This window comes from Rhizobium sp. NPDC090275, assembly GCF_044772225.1.
Lineage (GTDB): Bacteria > Pseudomonadota > Alphaproteobacteria > Rhizobiales > Rhizobiaceae > Rhizobium.
In genome coordinates this window covers 177,505-196,651 of the sequence record NZ_JBIVYL010000009.1, presented here as the reverse complement: position 1 = coordinate 196,651, position 19,147 = coordinate 177,505, and the positions used below count along the sequence as shown (strand labels likewise).

At 60.2% G+C, this 19,147-nt stretch carries 24 protein-coding genes; 13 read left to right on the top strand and 11 right to left on the bottom strand.

The window, feature by feature from the left end:
• The first annotated feature begins 3 nt into the window (after nt 1-3).
• The 7 genes from ACIQUB_RS22565 to ACIQUB_RS22535 all read left to right on the top strand — a co-directional run bounded on the left by ACIQUB_RS22565 (nt 4) and on the right by ACIQUB_RS22535 (nt 6,226).
• Nucleotides 4-1,194 carry a DUF1173 domain-containing protein gene (locus tag ACIQUB_RS22565; protein WP_402932368.1) on the top strand — a complete coding sequence of 397 codons (1,191 nt, stop codon included), beginning with the start codon at nt 4-6 and terminating at the stop codon, nt 1,192-1,194.
• Nucleotides 1,195-1,363: 169 nt separating this feature from the next.
• A complete protein-coding gene (gene vapB, locus ACIQUB_RS22560) occupies nt 1,364-1,600 on the top strand; it encodes a type II toxin-antitoxin system VapB family antitoxin (RefSeq protein ID WP_402932365.1) in 237 nt (78 codons plus the stop codon).
• An 11-nt stretch (nt 1,601-1,611) separates the two neighbouring features.
• Entirely contained in the window at nt 1,612-2,001 is a 390-nt protein-coding gene (locus ACIQUB_RS22555) for a type II toxin-antitoxin system VapC family toxin (protein WP_402932362.1), read from the top strand.
• A 205-nt stretch (nt 2,002-2,206) separates the two neighbouring features.
• Entirely contained in the window at nt 2,207-3,313 is a 1,107-nt protein-coding gene (locus ACIQUB_RS22550) for a PP2C family protein-serine/threonine phosphatase (RefSeq protein ID WP_402932359.1), read from the top strand.
• A 34-nt stretch (nt 3,314-3,347) separates the two neighbouring features.
• Nucleotides 3,348-4,349: a serine/threonine-protein kinase gene (locus tag ACIQUB_RS22545; RefSeq protein WP_402932356.1), complete on the top strand. Its 1,002-nt coding sequence runs from the start codon at nt 3,348-3,350 to the stop codon at nt 4,347-4,349.
• Nucleotides 4,346-5,419 (top strand): serine/threonine-protein kinase, encoded by a 1,074-nt coding sequence (locus ACIQUB_RS22540; RefSeq protein WP_402932353.1) that lies wholly within the window; start codon nt 4,346-4,348, stop codon nt 5,417-5,419. Before ACIQUB_RS22545 ends, ACIQUB_RS22540 begins: the two co-directional genes overlap by 4 nt.
• Nucleotides 5,420-5,776: 357 nt before the next feature.
• Nucleotides 5,777-6,226, top strand: a complete 450-nt coding sequence (locus tag ACIQUB_RS22535; RefSeq protein WP_402932350.1) for a GNAT family N-acetyltransferase — start codon at nt 5,777-5,779, stop codon at nt 6,224-6,226.
• A 133-nt stretch (nt 6,227-6,359) separates the two neighbouring features.
• Here the strand turns inward: ACIQUB_RS22535 and ACIQUB_RS22530 are convergent, their stop codons facing one another.
• The 4 genes from ACIQUB_RS22530 to mobC form a co-directional block, all read right to left on the bottom strand.
• Nucleotides 6,360-6,974: a 3'-5' exonuclease gene (locus ACIQUB_RS22530; protein WP_402932347.1), complete on the bottom strand. Its 615-nt coding sequence runs from the start codon at nt 6,972-6,974 to the stop codon at nt 6,360-6,362.
• The gene (locus tag ACIQUB_RS22525) at nt 6,971-7,471 is read right to left on the bottom strand and encodes an HIT family protein (RefSeq protein ID WP_402932697.1); all 501 of its coding nucleotides are present in this window, start codon (nt 7,469-7,471) and stop codon (nt 6,971-6,973) included. Before ACIQUB_RS22525 ends, ACIQUB_RS22530 begins: the two co-directional genes overlap by 4 nt.
• Before the next feature lie 134 nt (nt 7,472-7,605).
• Entirely contained in the window at nt 7,606-10,854 is a 3,249-nt protein-coding gene (locus ACIQUB_RS22520) for an LPD7 domain-containing protein (RefSeq protein WP_402932344.1), read from the bottom strand.
• Between the two features lie 328 nt (nt 10,855-11,182).
• Entirely contained in the window at nt 11,183-11,572 is a 390-nt protein-coding gene (gene mobC, locus ACIQUB_RS22515) for a plasmid mobilization relaxosome protein MobC (RefSeq protein ID WP_402932341.1), read from the bottom strand.
• 570 nt (nt 11,573-12,142) lie between these two features.
• Here mobC and ACIQUB_RS22510 point away from each other — a divergent pair.
• The 4 genes from ACIQUB_RS22510 (at nt 12,143) to ACIQUB_RS22495 (ending at nt 14,136) form a co-directional block, all read left to right on the top strand.
• Nucleotides 12,143-12,802 (top strand): ParA family protein, encoded by a 660-nt coding sequence (locus ACIQUB_RS22510; protein WP_402932338.1) that lies wholly within the window; start codon nt 12,143-12,145, stop codon nt 12,800-12,802.
• An 11-nt stretch (nt 12,803-12,813) separates the two neighbouring features.
• On the top strand, nt 12,814-13,194 hold the full coding sequence (locus tag ACIQUB_RS22505) for a CopG family transcriptional regulator (protein WP_402932335.1): 381 nt from the start codon (nt 12,814-12,816) through the stop codon (nt 13,192-13,194).
• Nucleotides 13,195-13,230: 36 nt separating this feature from the next.
• A complete protein-coding gene (locus ACIQUB_RS22500) occupies nt 13,231-13,632 on the top strand; it encodes a hypothetical protein (RefSeq protein ID WP_402932332.1) in 402 nt (133 codons plus the stop codon).
• 258 nt (nt 13,633-13,890) lie between these two features.
• On the top strand, nt 13,891-14,136 hold the full coding sequence (locus tag ACIQUB_RS22495) for a hypothetical protein (RefSeq protein ID WP_402932330.1): 246 nt from the start codon (nt 13,891-13,893) through the stop codon (nt 14,134-14,136).
• 34 nt (nt 14,137-14,170) lie between these two features.
• Here ACIQUB_RS22495 and ACIQUB_RS22490 read toward each other — a convergent pair whose 3' ends face one another.
• On the bottom strand, nt 14,171-14,482 hold the full coding sequence (locus ACIQUB_RS22490) for a hypothetical protein (RefSeq protein WP_402932327.1): 312 nt from the start codon (nt 14,480-14,482) through the stop codon (nt 14,171-14,173).
• Nucleotides 14,483-14,872: 390 nt separating this feature from the next.
• Here ACIQUB_RS22490 and ACIQUB_RS22485 point away from each other — a divergent pair, with 390 nt between their 5' ends.
• The gene (locus ACIQUB_RS22485; RefSeq protein WP_402932324.1) at nt 14,873-15,136 is read left to right on the top strand and encodes a WGR domain-containing protein; all 264 of its coding nucleotides are present in this window, start codon (nt 14,873-14,875) and stop codon (nt 15,134-15,136) included.
• 35 nt (nt 15,137-15,171) lie between these two features.
• Here the strand turns inward: ACIQUB_RS22485 and ACIQUB_RS22480 are convergent, their stop codons facing one another.
• The gene (locus ACIQUB_RS22480) at nt 15,172-15,342 is read right to left on the bottom strand and encodes a hypothetical protein (protein ID WP_402932322.1); all 171 of its coding nucleotides are present in this window, start codon (nt 15,340-15,342) and stop codon (nt 15,172-15,174) included.
• 316 nt (nt 15,343-15,658) lie between these two features.
• The gene (locus ACIQUB_RS22475) at nt 15,659-15,973 is read right to left on the bottom strand and encodes a DUF736 domain-containing protein (RefSeq protein WP_402932319.1); all 315 of its coding nucleotides are present in this window, start codon (nt 15,971-15,973) and stop codon (nt 15,659-15,661) included.
• Between the two features lie 164 nt (nt 15,974-16,137).
• Between ACIQUB_RS22475 and ACIQUB_RS22470 the strand changes: the two genes are divergently transcribed.
• Nucleotides 16,138-16,434 carry a hypothetical protein gene (locus ACIQUB_RS22470; protein WP_402932317.1) on the top strand — a complete coding sequence of 99 codons (297 nt, stop codon included), beginning with the start codon at nt 16,138-16,140 and terminating at the stop codon, nt 16,432-16,434.
• Nucleotides 16,435-16,960: 526 nt separating this feature from the next.
• Here the strand turns inward: ACIQUB_RS22470 and ACIQUB_RS22465 are convergent.
• The 4 genes from ACIQUB_RS22465 to ACIQUB_RS22450 all read right to left on the bottom strand — a co-directional run bounded on the left by ACIQUB_RS22465 (nt 16,961) and on the right by ACIQUB_RS22450 (nt 18,970).
• Nucleotides 16,961-17,377: a hypothetical protein gene (locus ACIQUB_RS22465; RefSeq protein ID WP_402932314.1), complete on the bottom strand. Its 417-nt coding sequence runs from the start codon at nt 17,375-17,377 to the stop codon at nt 16,961-16,963.
• Nucleotides 17,370-17,627 carry a type II toxin-antitoxin system Phd/YefM family antitoxin gene (locus ACIQUB_RS22460; RefSeq protein ID WP_402932311.1) on the bottom strand — a complete coding sequence of 86 codons (258 nt, stop codon included), beginning with the start codon at nt 17,625-17,627 and terminating at the stop codon, nt 17,370-17,372. The genes ACIQUB_RS22465 and ACIQUB_RS22460 overlap by 8 nt, the downstream gene beginning before the upstream one ends.
• A gap of 144 nt (nt 17,628-17,771) precedes the next feature.
• A complete protein-coding gene (locus ACIQUB_RS22455) occupies nt 17,772-18,332 on the bottom strand; it encodes a hypothetical protein (protein WP_402932308.1) in 561 nt (186 codons plus the stop codon).
• A complete protein-coding gene (locus tag ACIQUB_RS22450; protein ID WP_402932305.1) occupies nt 18,329-18,970 on the bottom strand; it encodes a hypothetical protein in 642 nt (213 codons plus the stop codon). The genes ACIQUB_RS22455 and ACIQUB_RS22450 overlap by 4 nt, the downstream gene beginning before the upstream one ends.
• Between the last annotated feature and the right edge of the window lie 177 nt (nt 18,971-19,147).

Here is a 19,147-nt window from a genome sequence, read left to right as displayed (position 1 = left end):
ACCATGCGCCGGTATCGGATCGACGGGATTGAACTTGCGGAGGCGACGGAACTGGCAGCAGCGCTCGCGGATGCCTTTGCTCGAAAACTCCGGCCGCTTTGCCTGTGCAGGCCTGATGGCGTTGCAATGTATATCGCCCGCTTTGACGGACAGCATCTCATCAAACGTATGCCGTCATCGGGAGGGAACCATGACCCTTCCTGCGGCTCTTATCAGCCGCCCCACGAGCTTTCTGGCCTCGGTCCGCTGATCGGCGATGCGATCCGGATCGATGAGGAGAATGGTGTCGCAGCGCTTCGGCTGGATTTTCCGCTGGCGAAGACCGGTTCGCGACCGGCGCCCGCTGCGGAAGCCTCGGCTGCCGATACAGTCAAGAATGTCAGCAAGCGGCTCTCGCTGCGCGCCCTGCTTCATTATCTCTGGCAGGAGGGCGAACTGACCGAATGGACAGCCGCCTGGGCCGGCAAGAGGGGTTGGGGCAGGGTGCGCGCAAGTCTGATTGAGGCGTCCCGACGGATGACCGTTAGCAGCGGTTCGCTTTCCGAAGTGCTGTTTGTGCCGGAGGTGTTCCATCCGGACGAAAAATCGGCGATCGCCGCACGCCGGGCAGTGTCTCTGGCGGGACTTGCAAACAGCGGAACTGGAAAACGCAAGCTCATGGTTCTGGTCGGAGAGGTCAAGGAGTTTGCCGAGGCGCGCAGCGGCCGCCGGCTGGTCGTCAAGCACATGCCGGACTACCCGCTGGTGATCGAGGAAGAAACATGGAAGCGATTGGAGAAAACCTTTGCCACCGAGTTCGCCTTCTGGAATGCCGATCCGTCCCATCACCTCGTAACCATTTTGACCTTCGGTCTCAACGCGGGCGGGCTCGCTGTGGTCGAGGAGATGGCGCTCATGATCACCACCGAAAACTGGGTTCCGTTCGAAACGGCGCATGAGCTGCAGCTGCTGGAACGACTGGCCCGCCTGCGCCGCAAGAGCGTAAAGGGGCTCCGCTTCAATCTGTCCAACGATAAACCGGTGGTGAGCGTCACCCTGCCGGAACCCCGGCCGGATCCGGTCGCCATGTTCATCGTTCCACCAGACGTGGACGATGATTTTGAAGTTGCCCTCGCGGAAATGATCGAGGCCCGGCCGGAAATGCGGGCATGGATCTGGCGTTCGGGCGAGGGGGACATTCCGAAGCTACCCTGAGGATTACCCCAATGCTGCCAGAGTTATCGTTGGTGGCAAAAGGATAGATGGAAGAGCGGATACAGCGCAAGCGCAGCACGCCCTCGGCTGCCCTTGAAATACACACCCTGTATGTACATCTGGGAAACGATGGAGTATGGTACATCCTCGTACACACAGGGAGAGCTTCATGCAAACCACTAGAGCTTTCAAAAACGGCAACTCGCAGGCTGTTCGCATCCCGGCCGAACTCGCATTTGACCGGACAGATGTCGAACTGGAAATCGAGCGGGTGGGCGACGAACTGCGCATCCGGCCCGTTCGCCAGTCGCTCGCTGGCGTCCTGGACGTCTTCGCGCGCTTTTCGCCGACCTTCCTGAAGAACGGCAGGGAAGACCACGAGCAGAGCGAGCGGAATCCAATCTGATGCCGTGTTACATGCTCGATACCAATATGTGCATCTACTTGATGAAGAACCAGCCGGAACAAGTGGCTCGCCGTTTTGCCAGTTGCTACGTGGGCGATGTCGTGATGTCAGCCATCACCTTCGCCGAACTGGACTATGGCGTTTCGGCTTCAGAGGATCCCGAACGGGAACGCACCAATCTTGATGCGCTGTCCAGCTTGATAACGGTGGAGCCTTTTGACTTGGCCGCTGCGCGCGCCTATGGGCCGGTTCGCATGGCGACGCGGGAGCGGAAAAGAGACCATCTGGATAAGTTGATTGCCTCGCATGCTATCGCACTGAGTACCGTTTTGGTAACGAATAATATTCGAGACTTCGCCGCCTATCCTGGGCTGGTCACCGAAAACTGGCTCGACTCATGATTGCGAAATGTTTCCTGCACAACCGAGGAAAGACAATGAGGTACATTAAAAAGGGCATATCATTATGGCCACGACACTTTTGATATCTTATGCTGAGCATAGACTTTTCCGACTCAGCTGCATAGGCCCAATAATCTCAAATAGATAATTCAGATACGCGCGGGTCATTATGCAAGTCGTCGGATAAGGGAGATGAGTGGACTAGATGACGCAAAGCATATCGGAGCCGCTCTCCGCCGGTCGCGGTGATGTTTTTCAGGAAATGGTGGCGAACTGGTTGTCCAGACCCGTTCCCGGACGGGCCGTGAACCAATGTTTCGATTTTCCTGCCATTTTGGCCAGCGACATCGGCCTTCAGCGTGAAGAAAACCAGGATCGGATTGCGGCTCTGCGTGTGAGCGCCAGACAAGGCAGCCAGCCGATCGTTGCCGTGGTGATCGCCGATGGCATGGGCGGTATGAGGGATGGCGCGAAATGTGCCACCTTGGCCGTGGCGTCGTTTTTCCATGCATTGGTGCGTCACCGGCATCAGGGACTGGAGCAGCGTGCGGCAGCGGCGATTTCGCATGCCAACGATACTGTTCATGCCTTCGCCGAGGGGCGGGGCGGGGCGACCTTCTCCGCCCTGCTTTTCGATGCCGGCGTGCCTCCGGTCATTATCAATCTCGGTGATAGCAGAATTTATGCCTGCGGTAAGGGCGTGAAGGTAGAACGGCTGACGGTTGATGATTCCCTAGAGGAAGCCGTCGGTGGTCATGGCCGTGAACTTCTGCAGTTCGTCGGGATGGGCAACGGCATGCGCCCCCATATTCGAGCTGTTCCCTCGAACGTCACGGAACTCGCCCTGACCACCGATGGCATCCACTACGTTGAGGCCCAGACCCTTGCGAGCGTTCTCTTCAATGCGCCTGACCCGAAAGCTGCGGCCGACAGGCTATCGGCTTTGGCGCGATGGTGCGGTGGCCATGACAACGCCTCTATAGCCCTGATTGACCTACCTGCTTTGTCGATACCGCCTGGGAGAAGCCAGGACGGGGGCGTGCAGATCTGGGATCCCTTCGGCACGATGGCAATTGGTTGGGTCCGCGAGTTCAGCGAGGCACCCCGGCCGCAGCCGGTTGGAGCGCCGGAAGCACCACCCGCCAAAGCCGCCGTCGAGGAGGCGGGCGTTTATCAAAAAGATCGCAAGGGCGCGCGTCGATCGTCAAAAAAGACCGGGCGGAAGGATAGACCGCCGACAGATGACGTCCAACTCGAAATCCACATTGAAAAATCCGCGGAAGCAAAGGACGGCGATGACGATAGCCGGTAGATATACGCCCACGGGGGGAACCGCGGCCGGCGGCATGGGCGAAATCATCGAATGCGTGGACACGCATTTGCAACGGCCGGTCATCATCAAGCGTCTCCAGACTGGAGTGGAGGAGCGACGATTGCTGGATGAGCAGAAGGCGCTCGCGAAGCTTCGGTCCAAACACGTCGTCCAGCTTTACGACGTCATACAATTATTGGATCGGCGTAAGCCTGAAACGGCGATCGTTTTGGAGTTCATCGACGGCGAGAATCTCGAGGTGGGATCCTTCAAACCTAACCGCAAATACATTCATACCCTCTGGCAGATCGCATCCGGGCTGCGGGATATCCACGACGCTGGTGTAATTCACCGCGACATCAAGCCAAACAATATTCGTCTCGACAAGGAAGGCGTTATCAAGATCATCGATTTCGGGCTTGCGCGATCATCGGATACGGCAAAAACCCGGAGTATTATCGGCACTCCTGTCTTCATGGCACCCGAGCTGTGGAGTGACAAGACTATCAGCTTCGACGCGTCCATCGATGTGTACGCGTTCGGCGCGACTGCCTTGGCACTCTTGAGCACAAACCCGCCGCGGGAGTTGGCTCAGCAGCCGCCTCAGCCGATCTCCCTGCCAGCGCTGTCGGCAGCCTTACCAGGGCTGTCGCCCGTCACGACGTCGCTGGTGCACGGATGCCTAGCCGGCAATCCGGCAAGGCGGCCGAGCATGGCCGAGGTCCAGACCGTTCTGCAGCAACAGCTGCTCGAGGATCAACACCGCGCACTTGTAGTCTTCGGCGGCAAGACACATAACCTCGATCGCAAGAACCGCAAGATCAACGTCAATGCCGGCACGATCGGCTCTATCGGTATCGAATACAACGGAACGGACTTCGCCGTGATCAGTGCGTCTGGCGCTGTCTTTCTCAACAATGCCATCGCAAAGGTCGGGCACATCGTTCCGGGGTGCTGCGTCGTCACCTTTGGCAATCCGGGCCAAAGCCGTCGCTTCGTCACGTTCGATGTTTCGACTCCGGAAGTCATGCCATGAAACAAGGCGACACAGTCTCAGGCCGCTATCATATCGCCAGACATATCGGGCGGGGTGGTATGCAGGACGTTTATCTTGCGCGCGACACGCTTTTGGACATCGATGTCGCTGTCAAAACTCCGCAACCTGGCCAGCAGGTGAAGCGATTCAGCCAAAGCGCCGTCATTGCGGCGCGGGTCAACCATCACAACGTCGCCAAGACATACGACTATTTCGAGGAAGGCGGTCAGCCGTTTCTGGTCGAGGAATACGTCGAGGGGCAGACTTTAGAGGAAAAGCTCGCGCGTTTCGGGGCTGTGGATCCGCACCTGGCAGCGCGTATTCTTAGTCATCTGGCAAAAGGGGTGGCGGCATCGCACCATGCTGGTGTCGTCCATCGTGATTTGAAGCCCAGCAACGTCATCGTCGAAATGGGCGTAAATCTCCACGAGCTTAAGATCACCGACTTCGGGATTGCCACTTTGACCGAGGAAGTGTTTGCTTTGGCGGCGCAGGATAATGGAGATCTGACGCGATCGACATCGGGAACGATCAAGGGCGCGCTGCCCTATATGGCGCCTGAAATGATGTTCCGCCGGCCTGGCGACCACCCCGGTAAGGAGGCCGACATTTGGTCGCTCGGCGCACTGATGTTTCGCATTCTTGCCGGCGATTTTCCATTCGGTGTGTTCCTAGATGCCGCCGTTAACGTCAAGAATCGTACCCGAAACGCATGGCCGGCGTTCATGACCGCAAACTCACAGTTCAAGCCCTTAGCGACCGAACTTCAGGGCATCGTCGATCGATGCCTCGATTACGATCCGGCGGCCAGGCCTTCAGCCGACGACCTCGTGGCAGAGTGCTCTAAACTCTGCTACATCAATGTCGACCGGACGGAGGGAAGCGTTCACCGGCTGATCCAGAACGGTTATAGCGGCTTTGCGACCGACGCCCACGGCCAGACATTCTTCAGCATGGAGAGCGTCTACGGAGCGCGGCGGCCCAATGACACGAATTATCGCAAGATCTGCTACTCTCGTTTTCCGGGACTGCCGCAGCATAGGGGCCATCCGATCGTCGTGCTAGACTGAAGGCTGTGGCCATGCTTTGGCGGAGCGGGGCGTATTCGGCCGGGCGATGCGATCAAAGAGAATTGCGCGTTTGTCGGCGTGATCCATTAGTAGATGTAATTGCGAGATGATGGTGATGCCGGCGCGCTGCCGAGATCCAGATGCTCGAGCGGTGATTGTTATGTTATAACGTATCGCATAACCTGAGTTATGGAACTAAGCCATTGATTTCAAACCAATAATATCTTCTTCATTAATAACGAACAACCCTGGTCGTCGCGGCCCTGATCTCGCAAAAGCCTGCCTTTCACGATACACTCTTGCGCGCTGGCCATATGCTTCGGTTGCACCAGCCGCCAGTATCCTCTAGGCCGGCATATGTCATTGATTCCAACCGGTACAATTCGCGAGATCACCTATGCTGAAGGCGTCTGTGTGCGATCCGATGTCCTTAAGCCGAGTCCGGCCAAGGTGGTGGCTAGCATCGCTCAGTATCAGGATAACAGTGCAATCCATTTCGGCGCTGACGTGGGAGGTAAATTGATCGCGGTCGCGTCATTCACCCCCTTTGCCGAAGATGGTAGCCGCGATCTCACTTCCTATCAGCTCCGAGGAGCGGCAACCCGAACAGACTTTCAAGGAAAAGGGATCGGCCGCACGCTGATTGCGACTGGCATTGAAGCGTGTTTCCAACGCGGCGCGGCGCTTGTCTGGTGCGATGGTCGCTCGGCCGCGAAGACCTTTTATGAGCGACTGGGATTCATGTCCCTAGGACCGGAATTTGACACGTCGTCGGGCCCGCATTACCGCTTTCGTCGCTCCAGTTAGGATTTCCGCGACGGTGACCGTCGGCGTCCACGCGTCAAATCTTTGCGCGTTCCAAGCTACCGGTTCGTTTCGGTGATTTCGTCCATTGCGTTTAAAATCCCCAGGTTTTGCTAGACATTCCACCCTTTTCACATCATTCGACATCGAATACCTCGGGCTTCAGCTGCCCTGCCCTCATAAGATGTTGCAGCGTATATGAAACAGAAAGCGCATCATCGAGCGCGTCATGGCCCTGCAGAGGGGGATGTTGGACATTGTAGTAGCCTGCGAGCTTGTTGCTCGGCGTCTTCGCCAGATCCTCAACCGGCATCCCGGCTGCGAGCAGGAGCTTGACAGCATTGTCGAAACGATGAGCCGGGATCGGAGCTTGAATGCCGGCGACATAACAGCTGATCGCCACCATGTTCAGTTCGTCCTTACCCCATGACCAGAATCGCGCGCCGCCCGAAAAGCTGTCGATCTGCGCCAATGCATCCTGCAGCGCCACGCCCTCGCCCTCTATATTTTCCTCGGTGATACCGGTCAGCTTCGTGAAAAAAGGATCGAGCGCGTACCTGTTGCCAAACCGATCGATCGGCCGGACATAGGCCTTGAAGGTATCTACAATCGGAAAATCGTCTTCAAGCCCAAGCTTTGCAGCACCGATCTGGGCGATAACGGGGTCGGGATCATGGGCGGCGCACCAGAATCTGCGTTGAGACCCCTCAAGGCAAAGAAATTCGCAGTCAAATATGATCGCAGTTTTCATAAGCTCCACTCCTTCTCAGGCTTCAACGTTAGCCGCAATAGCTCGATCGCCTCGCTGACCGAAGGTCCCTTGATCGCAGGCGGCTCGGCACGCTCGCAAAACTCCCGCCAGACAAACAAGGTCAATTCCGCGCCATCTGTCGGCGTATCTCCTGGTCCCTCTGCGAAGGTTTCAAGCAAACGATATCTCTCGTCTTTCCAGAACAATTCCTCGACCCAATCATAGATCGGGATCACATGAAAATGGATTGGATAGCCGGGAGAGTGCCCATAGCGGCCGATATAGACCCGTTCGGCATGCAAATTCTGCCTCAATGCCTTTTGAGCCGCCGCCAGCAATGGCCCGAGTTCGCCAAGCGCCATTTTCGACAACTCCGACAGATCATTCGTGTCCGATTTTGAGCTGACCATCAGGTAGCCTGGGAGGGCAGAGTTCAGCCGGTGACTTACCAGCCATTCACATGTTTCGCTGATATGAAAACGCTCCGGGATCTCCAAAGTCTGCTTTCCCTTCAGCTTTCGCGAAATTCCAGAGGTTTGTCGCATCTGACTCTGACTTCTGCCTGCCGCAAATAACGGATTTCCCAAAAGCGTGCATGCGGTGAATTTCGCCAACCGCACAATGATCAGGATTATTGTTTCTGTCGAGGCTTCTGCCGCTGCCTGGGTGCCCTAGCCTGCTTGTTGGCTTCCTTCTCGGACAGGAGTTCGTCCTGGACCTGTCGCTGACGTTCGATCTCCGGCGACTGGTTGATATCGGTCGGGATCGGCGTAGCCGGGTTCTGCTCGACCGATCGCTCGGCCCGCCTTGCCGCTGCGGATTCTGCCTTCGTCCGGAAGGCGTGGTCCTCCCCTCCTCCGTCGAACGGCCGTTCGTTCGTGCGCTCGGACCGTTGGGCCTGTCTGGTCTCGCGTACCGCCTCGGCCCGGGTGTTCTCCTTTACCGTGTCGAGCGCGATAGCGATCTCTGCATCGGTGCGTTGCGCGGCGACCGCTTCGTTCGTCCCCGCCACAAAGCCTAGCTGCTTGCGCTCACGGGCTTCTTCCTTTGCTCGGCGGTCCTCGACCTTAGCCTGCGCAGCTTTCACCTGATCCTGAAGTTCAGGGTTGCTGATGGCAATGCCGTGCTCGGCTGCGAGTTCGACGGCGACAGCCTTCTCCCGATCGGTTCCATTGACGGTGATGGTACCCCATTTCTCCGATGCGGCGCGCATGGCAACCAACATGGAATCCCGGCCGCGATCGGCTGGCTTGACCTTGTCACCAGTGTCGACGGGGAGTTTCGGCATCTCGACCGGAGCGGTCGCGGTCTGCGCCGACGCCGTTTCCTTCGCGATCTTCGCGCCGTCGACGAAACCGAGTTTTTGCTGCTCCAGCGCCTCCTCGCGGGCGCGGCGCTCCTCGACCACCGCCTGCGCTGCCTTCAGCTGGTCCTGAAGCTCGGGATTGGTGATCCTGAAGCCGTGCTCGGCAGCAAGCTCGACAGCGAGCGCCTTATCCTCGTCGCTGCCGGTGACCGCGATCGTGTTCCATTTTTTCGCAGCCTCCTGCATCGCCGACAGCATGGCGGCACGGTCGCGATCCGAAAGCCTGATCTTGTCGCCGGCATCGACGAAGGTCGGCGCCGGCTTTGCGGCCTCTCCGGCATTCGCTGCCGCGGCTGTTTCCTGCGTCGGCGTTCCGGCCGGAGTTGGATTTGCCTTTTGAGTCTCGACCTTTGTCTCAGTGGGCGTCGAGCCGCCGGCAGTGATACTTGCCTCCTTGGGACGCTGGCTCGCCAACCGGTCGCGGGCAGCAACCAGGGCATCCTGCAGCTCCGGATTGGTCAGCCTGAACCCATGCTCCGCCGCAAGTTCGACGGCGAGCGATTTGTAGCGGTCGGTTCCGTTGACGGTGAGCGCGCCCCACTTCTCGGCACCGAGCTGCATCGCGGCGAGAACCACTTCACGGTCCCGCCAGTTTCCGATCTCGACGCGGTCGCCGTGATCGGTGAAGGCTACGGCGCCGACCCGGCCATCGGTCTTGCGATGGTTGTAGCGGACATCCTCGCCGCGTTTCTCCGCGACGAAGCCTGCGAATTGATGCGGGACCGGCGTTACATAGGTTTCGCCCTCGATGCTGCCGCGCTTTTTCTCGATGTTCGTCTGCGTTTCGAGCATCTTCGTCTGGCTGACTTTCAGCTTTTTGCGCAGCCCGTCGAATTCCTGAAGCCGCTCCGGCGGCAGGTTCTGCCCGATCTGGTCGAGACTGGTTTCCATCTCGGTGAAGGCGTTATTCATCACATTGAGGTCCGGCATGTCCTGCTCCCTGATCGTTGCGGGTTTGGTGGTGGTCATGTTCTGTTCGGCCGCCGTTTCGCGACCCTGTGCGACGGCAACTGCAGCCCGGTCGCGGAAATTTCGAACGAGCGCGGGATCTGTCACGTCGATCACCTTGCTGCTGGCGGCGAGTGCCCTGGGCACAACGAAGACATTCTCCGGATCCTGCCGGGACGGCGTGAGCATCTGCACCGCATCGAGGGGGACATCGATATAACGAAGCGCCCCGCCGTCGCGAACAACCCGTTGGGCGGCGACATGACGATCACGCGTAAACAGCGGTGCCGAGGAACGCGCATCCTGCCGCTCCGCCCGATAGAGGCGAACAACGCCCGGACGCTGCTTCGGCTCCGGCCGATACGGTGTTGCTGCCACCCGTTCGGCCTCACCGTTCCAACCGATCGCGACCGCCTGTGCATGGCGCTTGCCCTCGTTGCGGCTCGGAATGTGGATGATGCCGTCGCGCACTGCCTCTACCCGGCGCCGCGTGTTTTCCGAAGCCTCACCGCGCTCGACACGTCTGATATCTTTCATCTTGTAACCGGGCGGGTTCGCTCGTTCGAAACGACTTACCGCATCCATTGGGATGTCCCGCTCCCGCGCCTCTTCGGCGATCGTCCTGCGCCAGCGTCGTAGATCCTCGATCTTCGGATGCAGACGCTCTCCCGTCTCCGACTGCATCTTCACCACCGCATGCACATGGATATGGCGGCGATCCTCGTGCGTCGTAAACAGATAACGGTGGCCGGCGAATTCGCGGGCAAGCATGGCACGCGCGGCGTCGACAAAGGCATCCTTGGGTGTTCCCGGCCGGGCGCTGAGGACAATGTGGGCCACATCCCGGCGCTCCTGGGATCGCAGATCGCGCTTCCACTCCTTCGCCTCGTCGAGAGCGGAACGGTCTCCCTCAAGAACATCATCGGCGCCCGGCTGACCGGATCGGTTTATCCTGTTGACGATGACACGGTGGCTGCCACCCTTGCTCAACTGGCCGAGATAGCGAGAAACGCCCTCGACACCGTGCGCGAACCCATGCACGTCGACCACCGTGTCGGGGCCGAAGGCGGCTGTCAGCCCATCGTCCAGGGCGCTTAAGGATTTCCGGTTGTCATAGATACGCCCGGCCCTTTCCTCCCCGGGCTGCCGGCGCCGCGCCGCGCTCACCACCAGTTCGATCTCCCTTGCCGCACCATCGGCGGACTCGACGCTGCGCCAGGCGATGCGATGACCAGCAAGCGCATCCTTAAGGGCTTCGCCAACGGCGGCGTCATCGGCAAAACGGGATGCATCGACCGTCATCGACAGTCGCAACACATCTTTCGAGGGCTCACGCCCGTCCGCTTCCGACCACTCGTCGGCCAGCTGGCCGATCCAGTCGCGTCCTTCCGAGGTGGCGCCGGCCTCATTCTCGACGGCGAGTTCGCCACCGCGGCTCTGGTAGGTCAACAACTTGCCGAGACGGGCGCGACCAGCGGCAAAGCTCACGAGCTTGACGACGGCAGGCTGGGAACCGGAGGCGAGAGCAATACGCTCACCGCTCGCACCACCGGGAGGAGAGCTCACTGCAGTTCGATCAAAAACTGCTCCACTGCCATTTCCGCGCCCAAGGCGGAGACCGGCGGCCGATGGCTTCTTACCGCCACCTCCTCCGATGCGACGACGCCTCTCGTCGTCCAGGAGGTCCGCCTGCGGCGCGGACGGCCCGGTCCAGGGACGTCCGCCAATGGCAGGAAGGCCAGTATCATCTGCGTCGGCTTGACTGCGCCTGCGCTTGCGTCCGGGGCCTGGCGCCTGACGGGACGCCGCAGGCTTCGAGCTTACGGCAGCGGTAGCCGACGGAACCCTGCGTTTCCGTTCAAGATCGTCCACCAATGTGATAAAGGCATCGAGGTCAAGCATCGGCGTTGACCCGCAGCCTCGCTTTCGTGCGGCCAGCGTCGCACATACCCTTCATATCCGCCGCCTGCGCAACGACCAGCCGAGCCAATCGCCCGACCCCGTCCAGCAGTACCTCGAACTGCGGCTCCCGCCTTCCGTTCAGGACGCGGGCGATCTGGTTGAGATTGACACCGACCCGGCGCAACTCCTCGGCATGGACGAGCATGATCTCCTTCAGGTCGTCATCGAATGCCGGCCCCAGACCTGCGGCCTGCCGCACGAGACGGCGCAGGACCTCGCTGACAGTCAGGTTCGCATCCGTGCAGAACGCCTCGAACGCCAGAAGCTCCGTTTCGCTCAACCGCACATGGACAACTTTCTGCCGGGAGGTTTGCTTTGCCATGGCCTCTTGCCTCTGCCTCTTTTTCTCTCCCGGTCGCGGTCTCGCGACTGCCGGGAGAGCCTCACCGCCCGCATCGGGCACATGTCAGTTTTCGTATCACGGAAACTGCTATCCTGCCAACCAAATAAATTCGAATTACCGTTTTCTTTCAGTAGCTTAGGTGGCTATATGGCCCTTGCTGGCTATGCTGGCTATGCTGGCTGCGGTGGCTGAACCGCCTCGAATGACCCACATGGCTGACGGTCCATGTCGGCCCATAATGGTCTCTGGGCCACGCCGACCATCTATGGCCAACCTGGCTCGTGGCTTCATTGCGGCTCATTAGCCAAGCTGGCCATCAGGGACAGAACTGGTCGTTGTATGACTGGTGGCCCACATGCCTCTCCAGCCACGAAGCAACCTGCTGGCCCACGAGGCCCGAAAGCCCCGCGGGCCAGAAAAGACCGACATGCCACTCCGACCTTTCGTGGTCCGACAGCCATTCCGGCCTTGGCAGACAGGGTCGATATTGATAAGTTGATATATATGTAGTTTTGGAAAACAGGGCGCGTTAACGTGACGATTATAGCATTGGCACACACAAAGGGCGGCGTCGGCAAATCGACCCTCTGCCTCCTCATAGCGTCGGAACTCGCTGGAAGCGGCACGAAAGTGCTGATCATCGATGCTGACCAGAAACAGCAATCGTGTCTCCAATGGGTCAATCGGTGCAAAGCGGCCGGCACACTGCCGGAGGGTTTGCAGGCCGTCGCTGTGACCAAGACAGAGGAGCTGAAGCAAGCCCTGAAGCGCGCTGACGCCGACGTTATCCTGGTCGATGTGCAGGGATCGATGAACGACCTGCTGATCGCCGCCATCGTCGCGAGCGATCTCACCCTCGTCCCGACGAAGGCCAACGTCATCGAGATGGTCGAAACCGTGAAGCTGTTCGAATGGGCCGAGACCAATCTCAAGCGCGCACCGCTTCGCCTCGTCCTCAATCGCGTCGACGGCATCGACACGAACACGGCGGCGTTTCAGGATGCCGTGCGCATGATCCGCGACAACAAGCTCCCGACGTTGCCGACTTTCGTGCGAGCGCGAAAGGTGTACGAGCAATTCGCGCGCGACGCCGGCACGCTGAACGGGATTGCGCGGGATCCATCCAAGGCCGAGCAGGTTGCCAAGGCGCAGAACAATATCATCGGTCTCATCACCGACATGACCTCGACCATCGAGCAGACGGCCTGATCCGGATCACCATGACGCAATCGCCCTCCATCCCGCGCTCACGCCGCAATCTGAACGATCTCGACTCGCTGATCGACGCATCGATCGGCAAGAGCGACACATACGGCACGGCATCATCGCCCCCGAAGGAAATCAAGCTCGATACTGAAGGCGGCCCCTGGGCGGAGGACAAGGCTCCCGCTTCCGCATCACCGGAGGCGCCAGATGCGGCTTCACCGAACGCGCCAAACGATGGCCCGGTCTTGGACGAGCCCAAACCCGAGCGGTTCAGGATCAGCATCGACGCTTCTGTCATAATGGCCACCAAGATGCTTGCCGTTCGGCAGAAGACCTCTCCCTCGGAGATCGTCGAGCGCGCCCTTCGCCGATATCTGAACTTGCCAGCCGATTAAGCGACGCTCCCGTTCCATCAACCGAGGAAAATGATCATGCATGGCTGGAAGAAGGATTGGTACGCGCTGATGGGCCCGCTGATGATATGGGTGGCCTTCGTGATTTTTGTTCCGTTCCTTGCCGCGGGAGCCATTATCAGCCTCAACATCCTCTCTGCTCTTGGCGAGAACGTCGTCAAAACCTCAGGCCTGTTTTGCGTCATGATCCTTGCACCCTTGGCGGCGCTCGCCGAGATCGCCCCCCCGTTTGTGACGAAAGCGGAGGTGAACTGGCGCAATAGGAATGCTGAAGCGCTGTTCGAGGGAGATGTCGCGTGGGAAGATGTGCCGTTTCTGCCGCCTGTCCTGAAACGCATCCGGTCAACCAACGGAAGGCGCAGGCGGCAGGAGGAAAAGGAAAAGGCTACATCAGTCGAAGGAAAGCACTCGGTCGCGTAACACTGCCCGGAGGGCTCGCGGTCGATATTGGGGATGTGTGGAGTAAGCCAGGGCCGCGGGAGGATCGTCGCCGTAGGCGGAGACCGCTTGCGGGCTCCGTGAGTGGACCGGGGGGACACGAATAGAGCCGCTCGCCGCAGGCGACCCGCCCAGATCTTGTTTGCTTGCGCCCGAGCGCCTCGAAAAAAATCCGATGCGATTAACCTATCCTAACCAACGTCCTTTAGACGAAGCTCATCCAAGGGGGGATCAGCGAGCTTGAACAACATCGTCAGATTTCCGAGGAAGCCTGTCGGAAGCCCGACAAAACCCGGCACCCATTTCCAGCGGACCCGCTCAACCCAGCGGCAACGGCGCGATCTGCTGCGATCGAAACGCCCCGCAAATCTCGCGATCCTGGTGTTGGCTCTTGGCGTCGCCGCAGCGATCGGCCATTCCCTTGCCCTCGGCGACCCTTCCAAGAATTACCTGCCGGCAGCATTCTCTTCGCGCGAACGACGATGATTGGAGCCGGCAACAACCGGCTCCAATCGGAGCGTCATTCGTCGTCCGGATGGGAATGGCATCCAAACTCTTCACCGCCGATATGCCAGCGCTTGTCGGACCATCGCGACGGCATGAACTCGGTGTCTGCAGGATCGCAAGCAATGACGATCTTGCCCGGCTCATGGAAGACAGCAAACTCAACCTTGTTTTCGATCGCGTAGAGCAGAGCCGCCGAGAGAAACGCCTTGTCGATATTGGCAGGCAGATGAACCTCGACATCGAAAAAAGCCCGCGCGCCTTGACGATCATCGCCGCGTTCCAAAGCTTCCGTTACTGCCTGCGCGGCGTTGTTTGAACTTGTCATCACAGAAGTCTCCTTTTGTTGATCTGACGAAAGGAGCCCACACCGTAGACGCGAGGGGTCAAGGATCGCATTGCGACCGCCAGCGGCGGCAAGCGGAGGAACCGGTTTTCTGACGCCGTCCGAACAGGATGGCGGCAGAAAATTGGCGGGGCCGCGCAGTCCTTGACACCGCAGCGGCGGGTGTAGAATGGGCAGTCAGAGAGAGATACCCCACGGCGCCGCCAGGCACCGTGACCGTTTGCCGAGCGCAGCCGGCCCCATCGGGCGGAAATAGATAAGCGCAACGCCAAGGACCCTGAGGACAAATCCATCACCGTCATGAATCGGTCGATCCCGAGCGATTCAGATAAGTCGTTGGACGACGCCTCGGCGGGAGGCGAAACCTGGGCCATGACGACACCGCATGATGAGCCCCTGCATCTCCGCCGCATCGATCCGTCGCAGAACATGCGACGGTTCTACTCCCTTTCGATCCAGCCGACGCTGTTCGGCGAGACGTCTCTGATCCGCCACTGGGGGCGAATTGGAACGAATGGGCAGGAGATGATGGAGACGTTCGACGAAAGCACGGCGGCGACGAAGGCGATGGCGAAGCTTGTGGGGAGCAAGCGCCGACGCGGCTACCGTGGACCGCCAGGCGGCGACAGCCGCTGAGCGGCCCCGATATCGCGAAGAGAGAAAAAGCCTCCTCAGAAAGGAGGCTCGGCTTCGACAAGGCCCTCCTGCTCGGCAATGATCACCGCCAGTTCGGCTCGTGCAGCTTCAAGCTCGGCAGCAATCTGTCGGCGCTCGGCGGCATCCACGCAAGCCTGGAACTCAGCCCGCAGCTCTTCGATCTGTTGTTCGATGGAATTCGTCATCGTCGTCTCCTTGACGTTTGTGAAAGATGACGGTCGCCGTCATGGAGGCATGACGGGGTCAAGGAACGCCGAAGGCGGCCGGCGGAGCCGGCGAGTGGGGGAGCCGATTTTGTCGGAGCGCAGGGAACCGGAGCGGAGGCAAAATTGGGGGAAACCACGAAGTCCTTGAGGCCGGCATGGCTCCATGACACCCTCGGACGAACTGAGCAGACACCCCCGTCCCGTATGGCACCAGAAAGCCGGAGGCGGGCTCGATGCCCGCTTCCGGCTTCATCGACAGGGGAGCGCCCCGCCTTGGCTGGCGGGGCATTAAGAGTCAGGATTCGCGCCTCGGGCGGTTCCAGATGAGGGCGTATTCGCCGTCTGCTTCACTCGGCCACAGTGCGGCATTGATCGGGGCGTTGAAGCTCGGATCGTCGAGGGTGACGGAAATGAAGGGTTCGCCATCGCCCGAGACTTTGTTCCAGCCTGCTCCGATCTCGACATTGTTGCCGGCGGTGACGCGGAAGTCCGGTGCGTCGCGGGAGGTGCGTTCGATCGGGTTCAGCCGGGCGCGGAGGCCAACCGTAAGAGTGCGAACGTTGCCGACGATGGTGTTGCCGTTGGTGGTGAATTCGCCGATGACTGCCATTTTCGTAATCCTTCCGAGTTGCTCGGATCGCGACCACCGCGACCTCGATGGCTGTCGAAAAGATCGGGGGCGATCGGACCGCACCCGCCGGGGTCCCCGTCGCGCTTGCGCAGCGGGGTGGCTTTGGGCCGAAACGGAGTGAAGGGCGGCTGGGAGCGGCTTTCTTGTTCCGCGCGGAATGCGAACGCAGTTCGCAGGGGAAGAAAGTTGCGGACGGCCGTTGCGGGATAACGATCGAGGCGCAGCCGGTCTTCGATCAGACATGCCACATCGAGGACGTGGTGGCCGCGTCCGGGTTGACCAACCAGGAAGGATTGCGGAGATGGCGTGGGCGTCGTCCGTTCCCGTCCGCCGACGACGACATCATCGCCCGCCCACCACGCGCCATGCGCCCCAGCACCCCCCTGCCCGGCGCAATCGAACGCATCTTCCAGACCGCGACTCTCTCCGCTCATGGCTGATGCCGACAGGGTCGACAGCAATGGAACCCCATTGATAACGGCGCTTGCAACCCTCTTTTCCGCAAGCTGCCATACGCAGCTTCTGCTCGCCTCATCGCATTCCTCCTGTGGATGGGCGATGCGGTTGCCGCGGCTTCCCGTCTGGGCCGTCGGACAGCGCCCGTGCATCTGCCCGCCAGGTGAGGCGGGGCGCTCCCCGAACCGCCGTGTGCGGGCATCGAGCCCTTCGCTGGCTGCGACCCAGCATAGGACCGCTGGGTATCAAGATTGGAAACCCGGACCGCGAAAACCGAACGGCCCCCGCGCGCAGCGAAGCGAGCGAAGGGCTATCAGGGAAGAAAGAAGAGTATCGGAGAAATCAGCATCGCGCCGGCTGCAGGCCGGGATTTCGGGAATTCTCGACGCGATGGGAGCGGAGACGGGCAGCCGCAGGAGGCTCAGCATAGCGGCCCATGGGCGAGCCGGGACCGACTGCCCCCGCTCCCAGCGCTCCACGTTGAGAAACAATGGTCGGATGAACGCCTGATCACTCGGTTCTGCTCACCCGCGCCGCCGGCTCTGCCAGGAACGGCCTGAACGCACTCGCGACCTTTGCGAGAAACCCCTTGCTGAAGCTGCCGAGCAGCTCCGCATTCGGATCGTAGTAGAACGACGCCTCTGCGATATCGTGATTGAATTCGCACACGGTGATCCAGGCATCCTTCCATTCGCGGATCCCGGCGCGCCGGCATTCGAGCTGCGGGATTTCGAGCGCGGTCTGGTCGGAACGCGGCGGCGTGCCGGAGATCGCCAGGATCACGAGATGGGTGTGCGCGCCCTTGGGAATGGCGAGCACCATGCAGACAGGACGGGACTTGCGGCCTTCCCTCTCGCCCTTGTCACGCTGCCAGGCCCAGAGATAAGGGTAGCGGAAAACGGAACCGCTGGTCGGACTTTCAACCATCGGCGTCCCTCCCTTCCGCGATCAGACGGTCAAGTTCGGGTAGGAGGATATCGACCAACTCCTGCGGAGCTTCGCCCGCAGCATAGACCCGCCGGGGATCGCCCCTAGTCTTCATGGCCTCGAACTCGTCATAGGTCATGAGCACATAACGAGGCTTTCGGTGCTGGGTGATCGCGACGGGTTGGCGGTCCGCCGCCATGGTGACAGTTTTGATATCGCGCAGCAGATCGACAGTCGAAAATTTCTGCATGGGCCACTCCTTCAAATAAGTCGATTTATACGAATGATTTGACTATTTTGCAACTCCTTCGACTTTTCCGTCATAGATACTTTTTTACGACGAGCCTTGGCGATGGACACTTGATTGTGGGACCAACTTGCGTGCCAATACTGCTCAGTCGTCTAGCGGGACGACATCCCGCAACTCGACGAAGACCACCTTTTCGCTACGCTCCTGCCCGACCAGGTCGAGATTGATGTATACGTAATCCTCAAATGGCGGGCCACAGGTTCGCCAGACGACGCCGACCCGGCCGACCCGCCTCTCGTTGCTGCCATCGATGGAGGGTGCCGAACCGGTGATCCGCACGCGCTGGCCCAGATGCAGCCAGTTGGCGGCGCTGGCGATCATCGCCGCCTTTTCCTCCGGGCTCAGGCGCTTGCGGGTCGTGCGCGCCCAGGGCGCGTACGGATCTTCAGCGAGCAGGCTGAACTGCTCCTCCGGCAAGATCCTGAAACCGCGTGATCTCGTAGTCGAGCGGCCAGTCTTCCGCGGAAGGCGGGTTCGGGTTGCGGTGGAAATGTTGGACGGCCGGCGCACCGAACAGGTCGGGCTGAATGCCAGCGCGCCGTCGCTGATGCTGCGACCTGCGGTAATCGAGGCGCCATTGCGCGTCGGCGCCTTGGACACGAGGGGCGCGGTCACCCTGCGGCTCTTCCAATTCTTCACCGTCATCCATTGAGGCCTCCCGCGTCTTTGCCAACCCGGTCACGCGGCACGGGCCCGTCGGTGTGTCTCAAGAATGCCGCCGCCTCGCGCCAATCGTTCGGCGGGCGCCCTCGCATCCTCGCTGCAAAACTCCATGCCATGCTGTCGGCGCTGAACAGGCGCTCCCGGACCCCGGGATGAACGAGGCTCGTCTTCTTCACGCCGAAACCGTGCAGGCGCAGGTCCGGACGTTGGCTGAGAATCGCCCGCAGGACGGCGATTATGGCTCGCGGATCGCCCTGCCGCTTGCAGATCGATCCGACGCCGACCCACATGCCCGGTTGGATGCGATCCCGATACTGGTAGAGGTGGTCGACATAGTCGATCGGTTCGACACCTTGTAGAACGGGCATGACGGGGACGGGAATGTCGCAGGCCTGTAAAGCATCATAGCGTTCGATCGTCAGGCGCTGGTGATCCCGGATCGTGAGACCCGTCTTTGCGAGCATCCAGGGCTCGCACATATAGTCCTGCGCGACGGCTGCGGTGATATTGACGATCCGGGCGCCGTGCAGACGACGAATGTCTGCGGCATAGTCGTCGACGGAGTGCCGATAGAAACCATGCCTCGCCAGTTCGGTGAACGCGCCGCTGTCGAGAAGCACATCCGGGCATCCGACTGGCTGGCGCCGCCGCCGTAGGCGGTTGATGCTGATGCACGCCCTGTCGAAATGACGAGCGTCTCCTGGCTGATGCAGACCAACATAGAATTTGAAGCGATTTTCGTCGGCCCGCGCCGGCAAATGACGGTCTCGCGTCGCCCAACTTTGCGTATAGTCGAC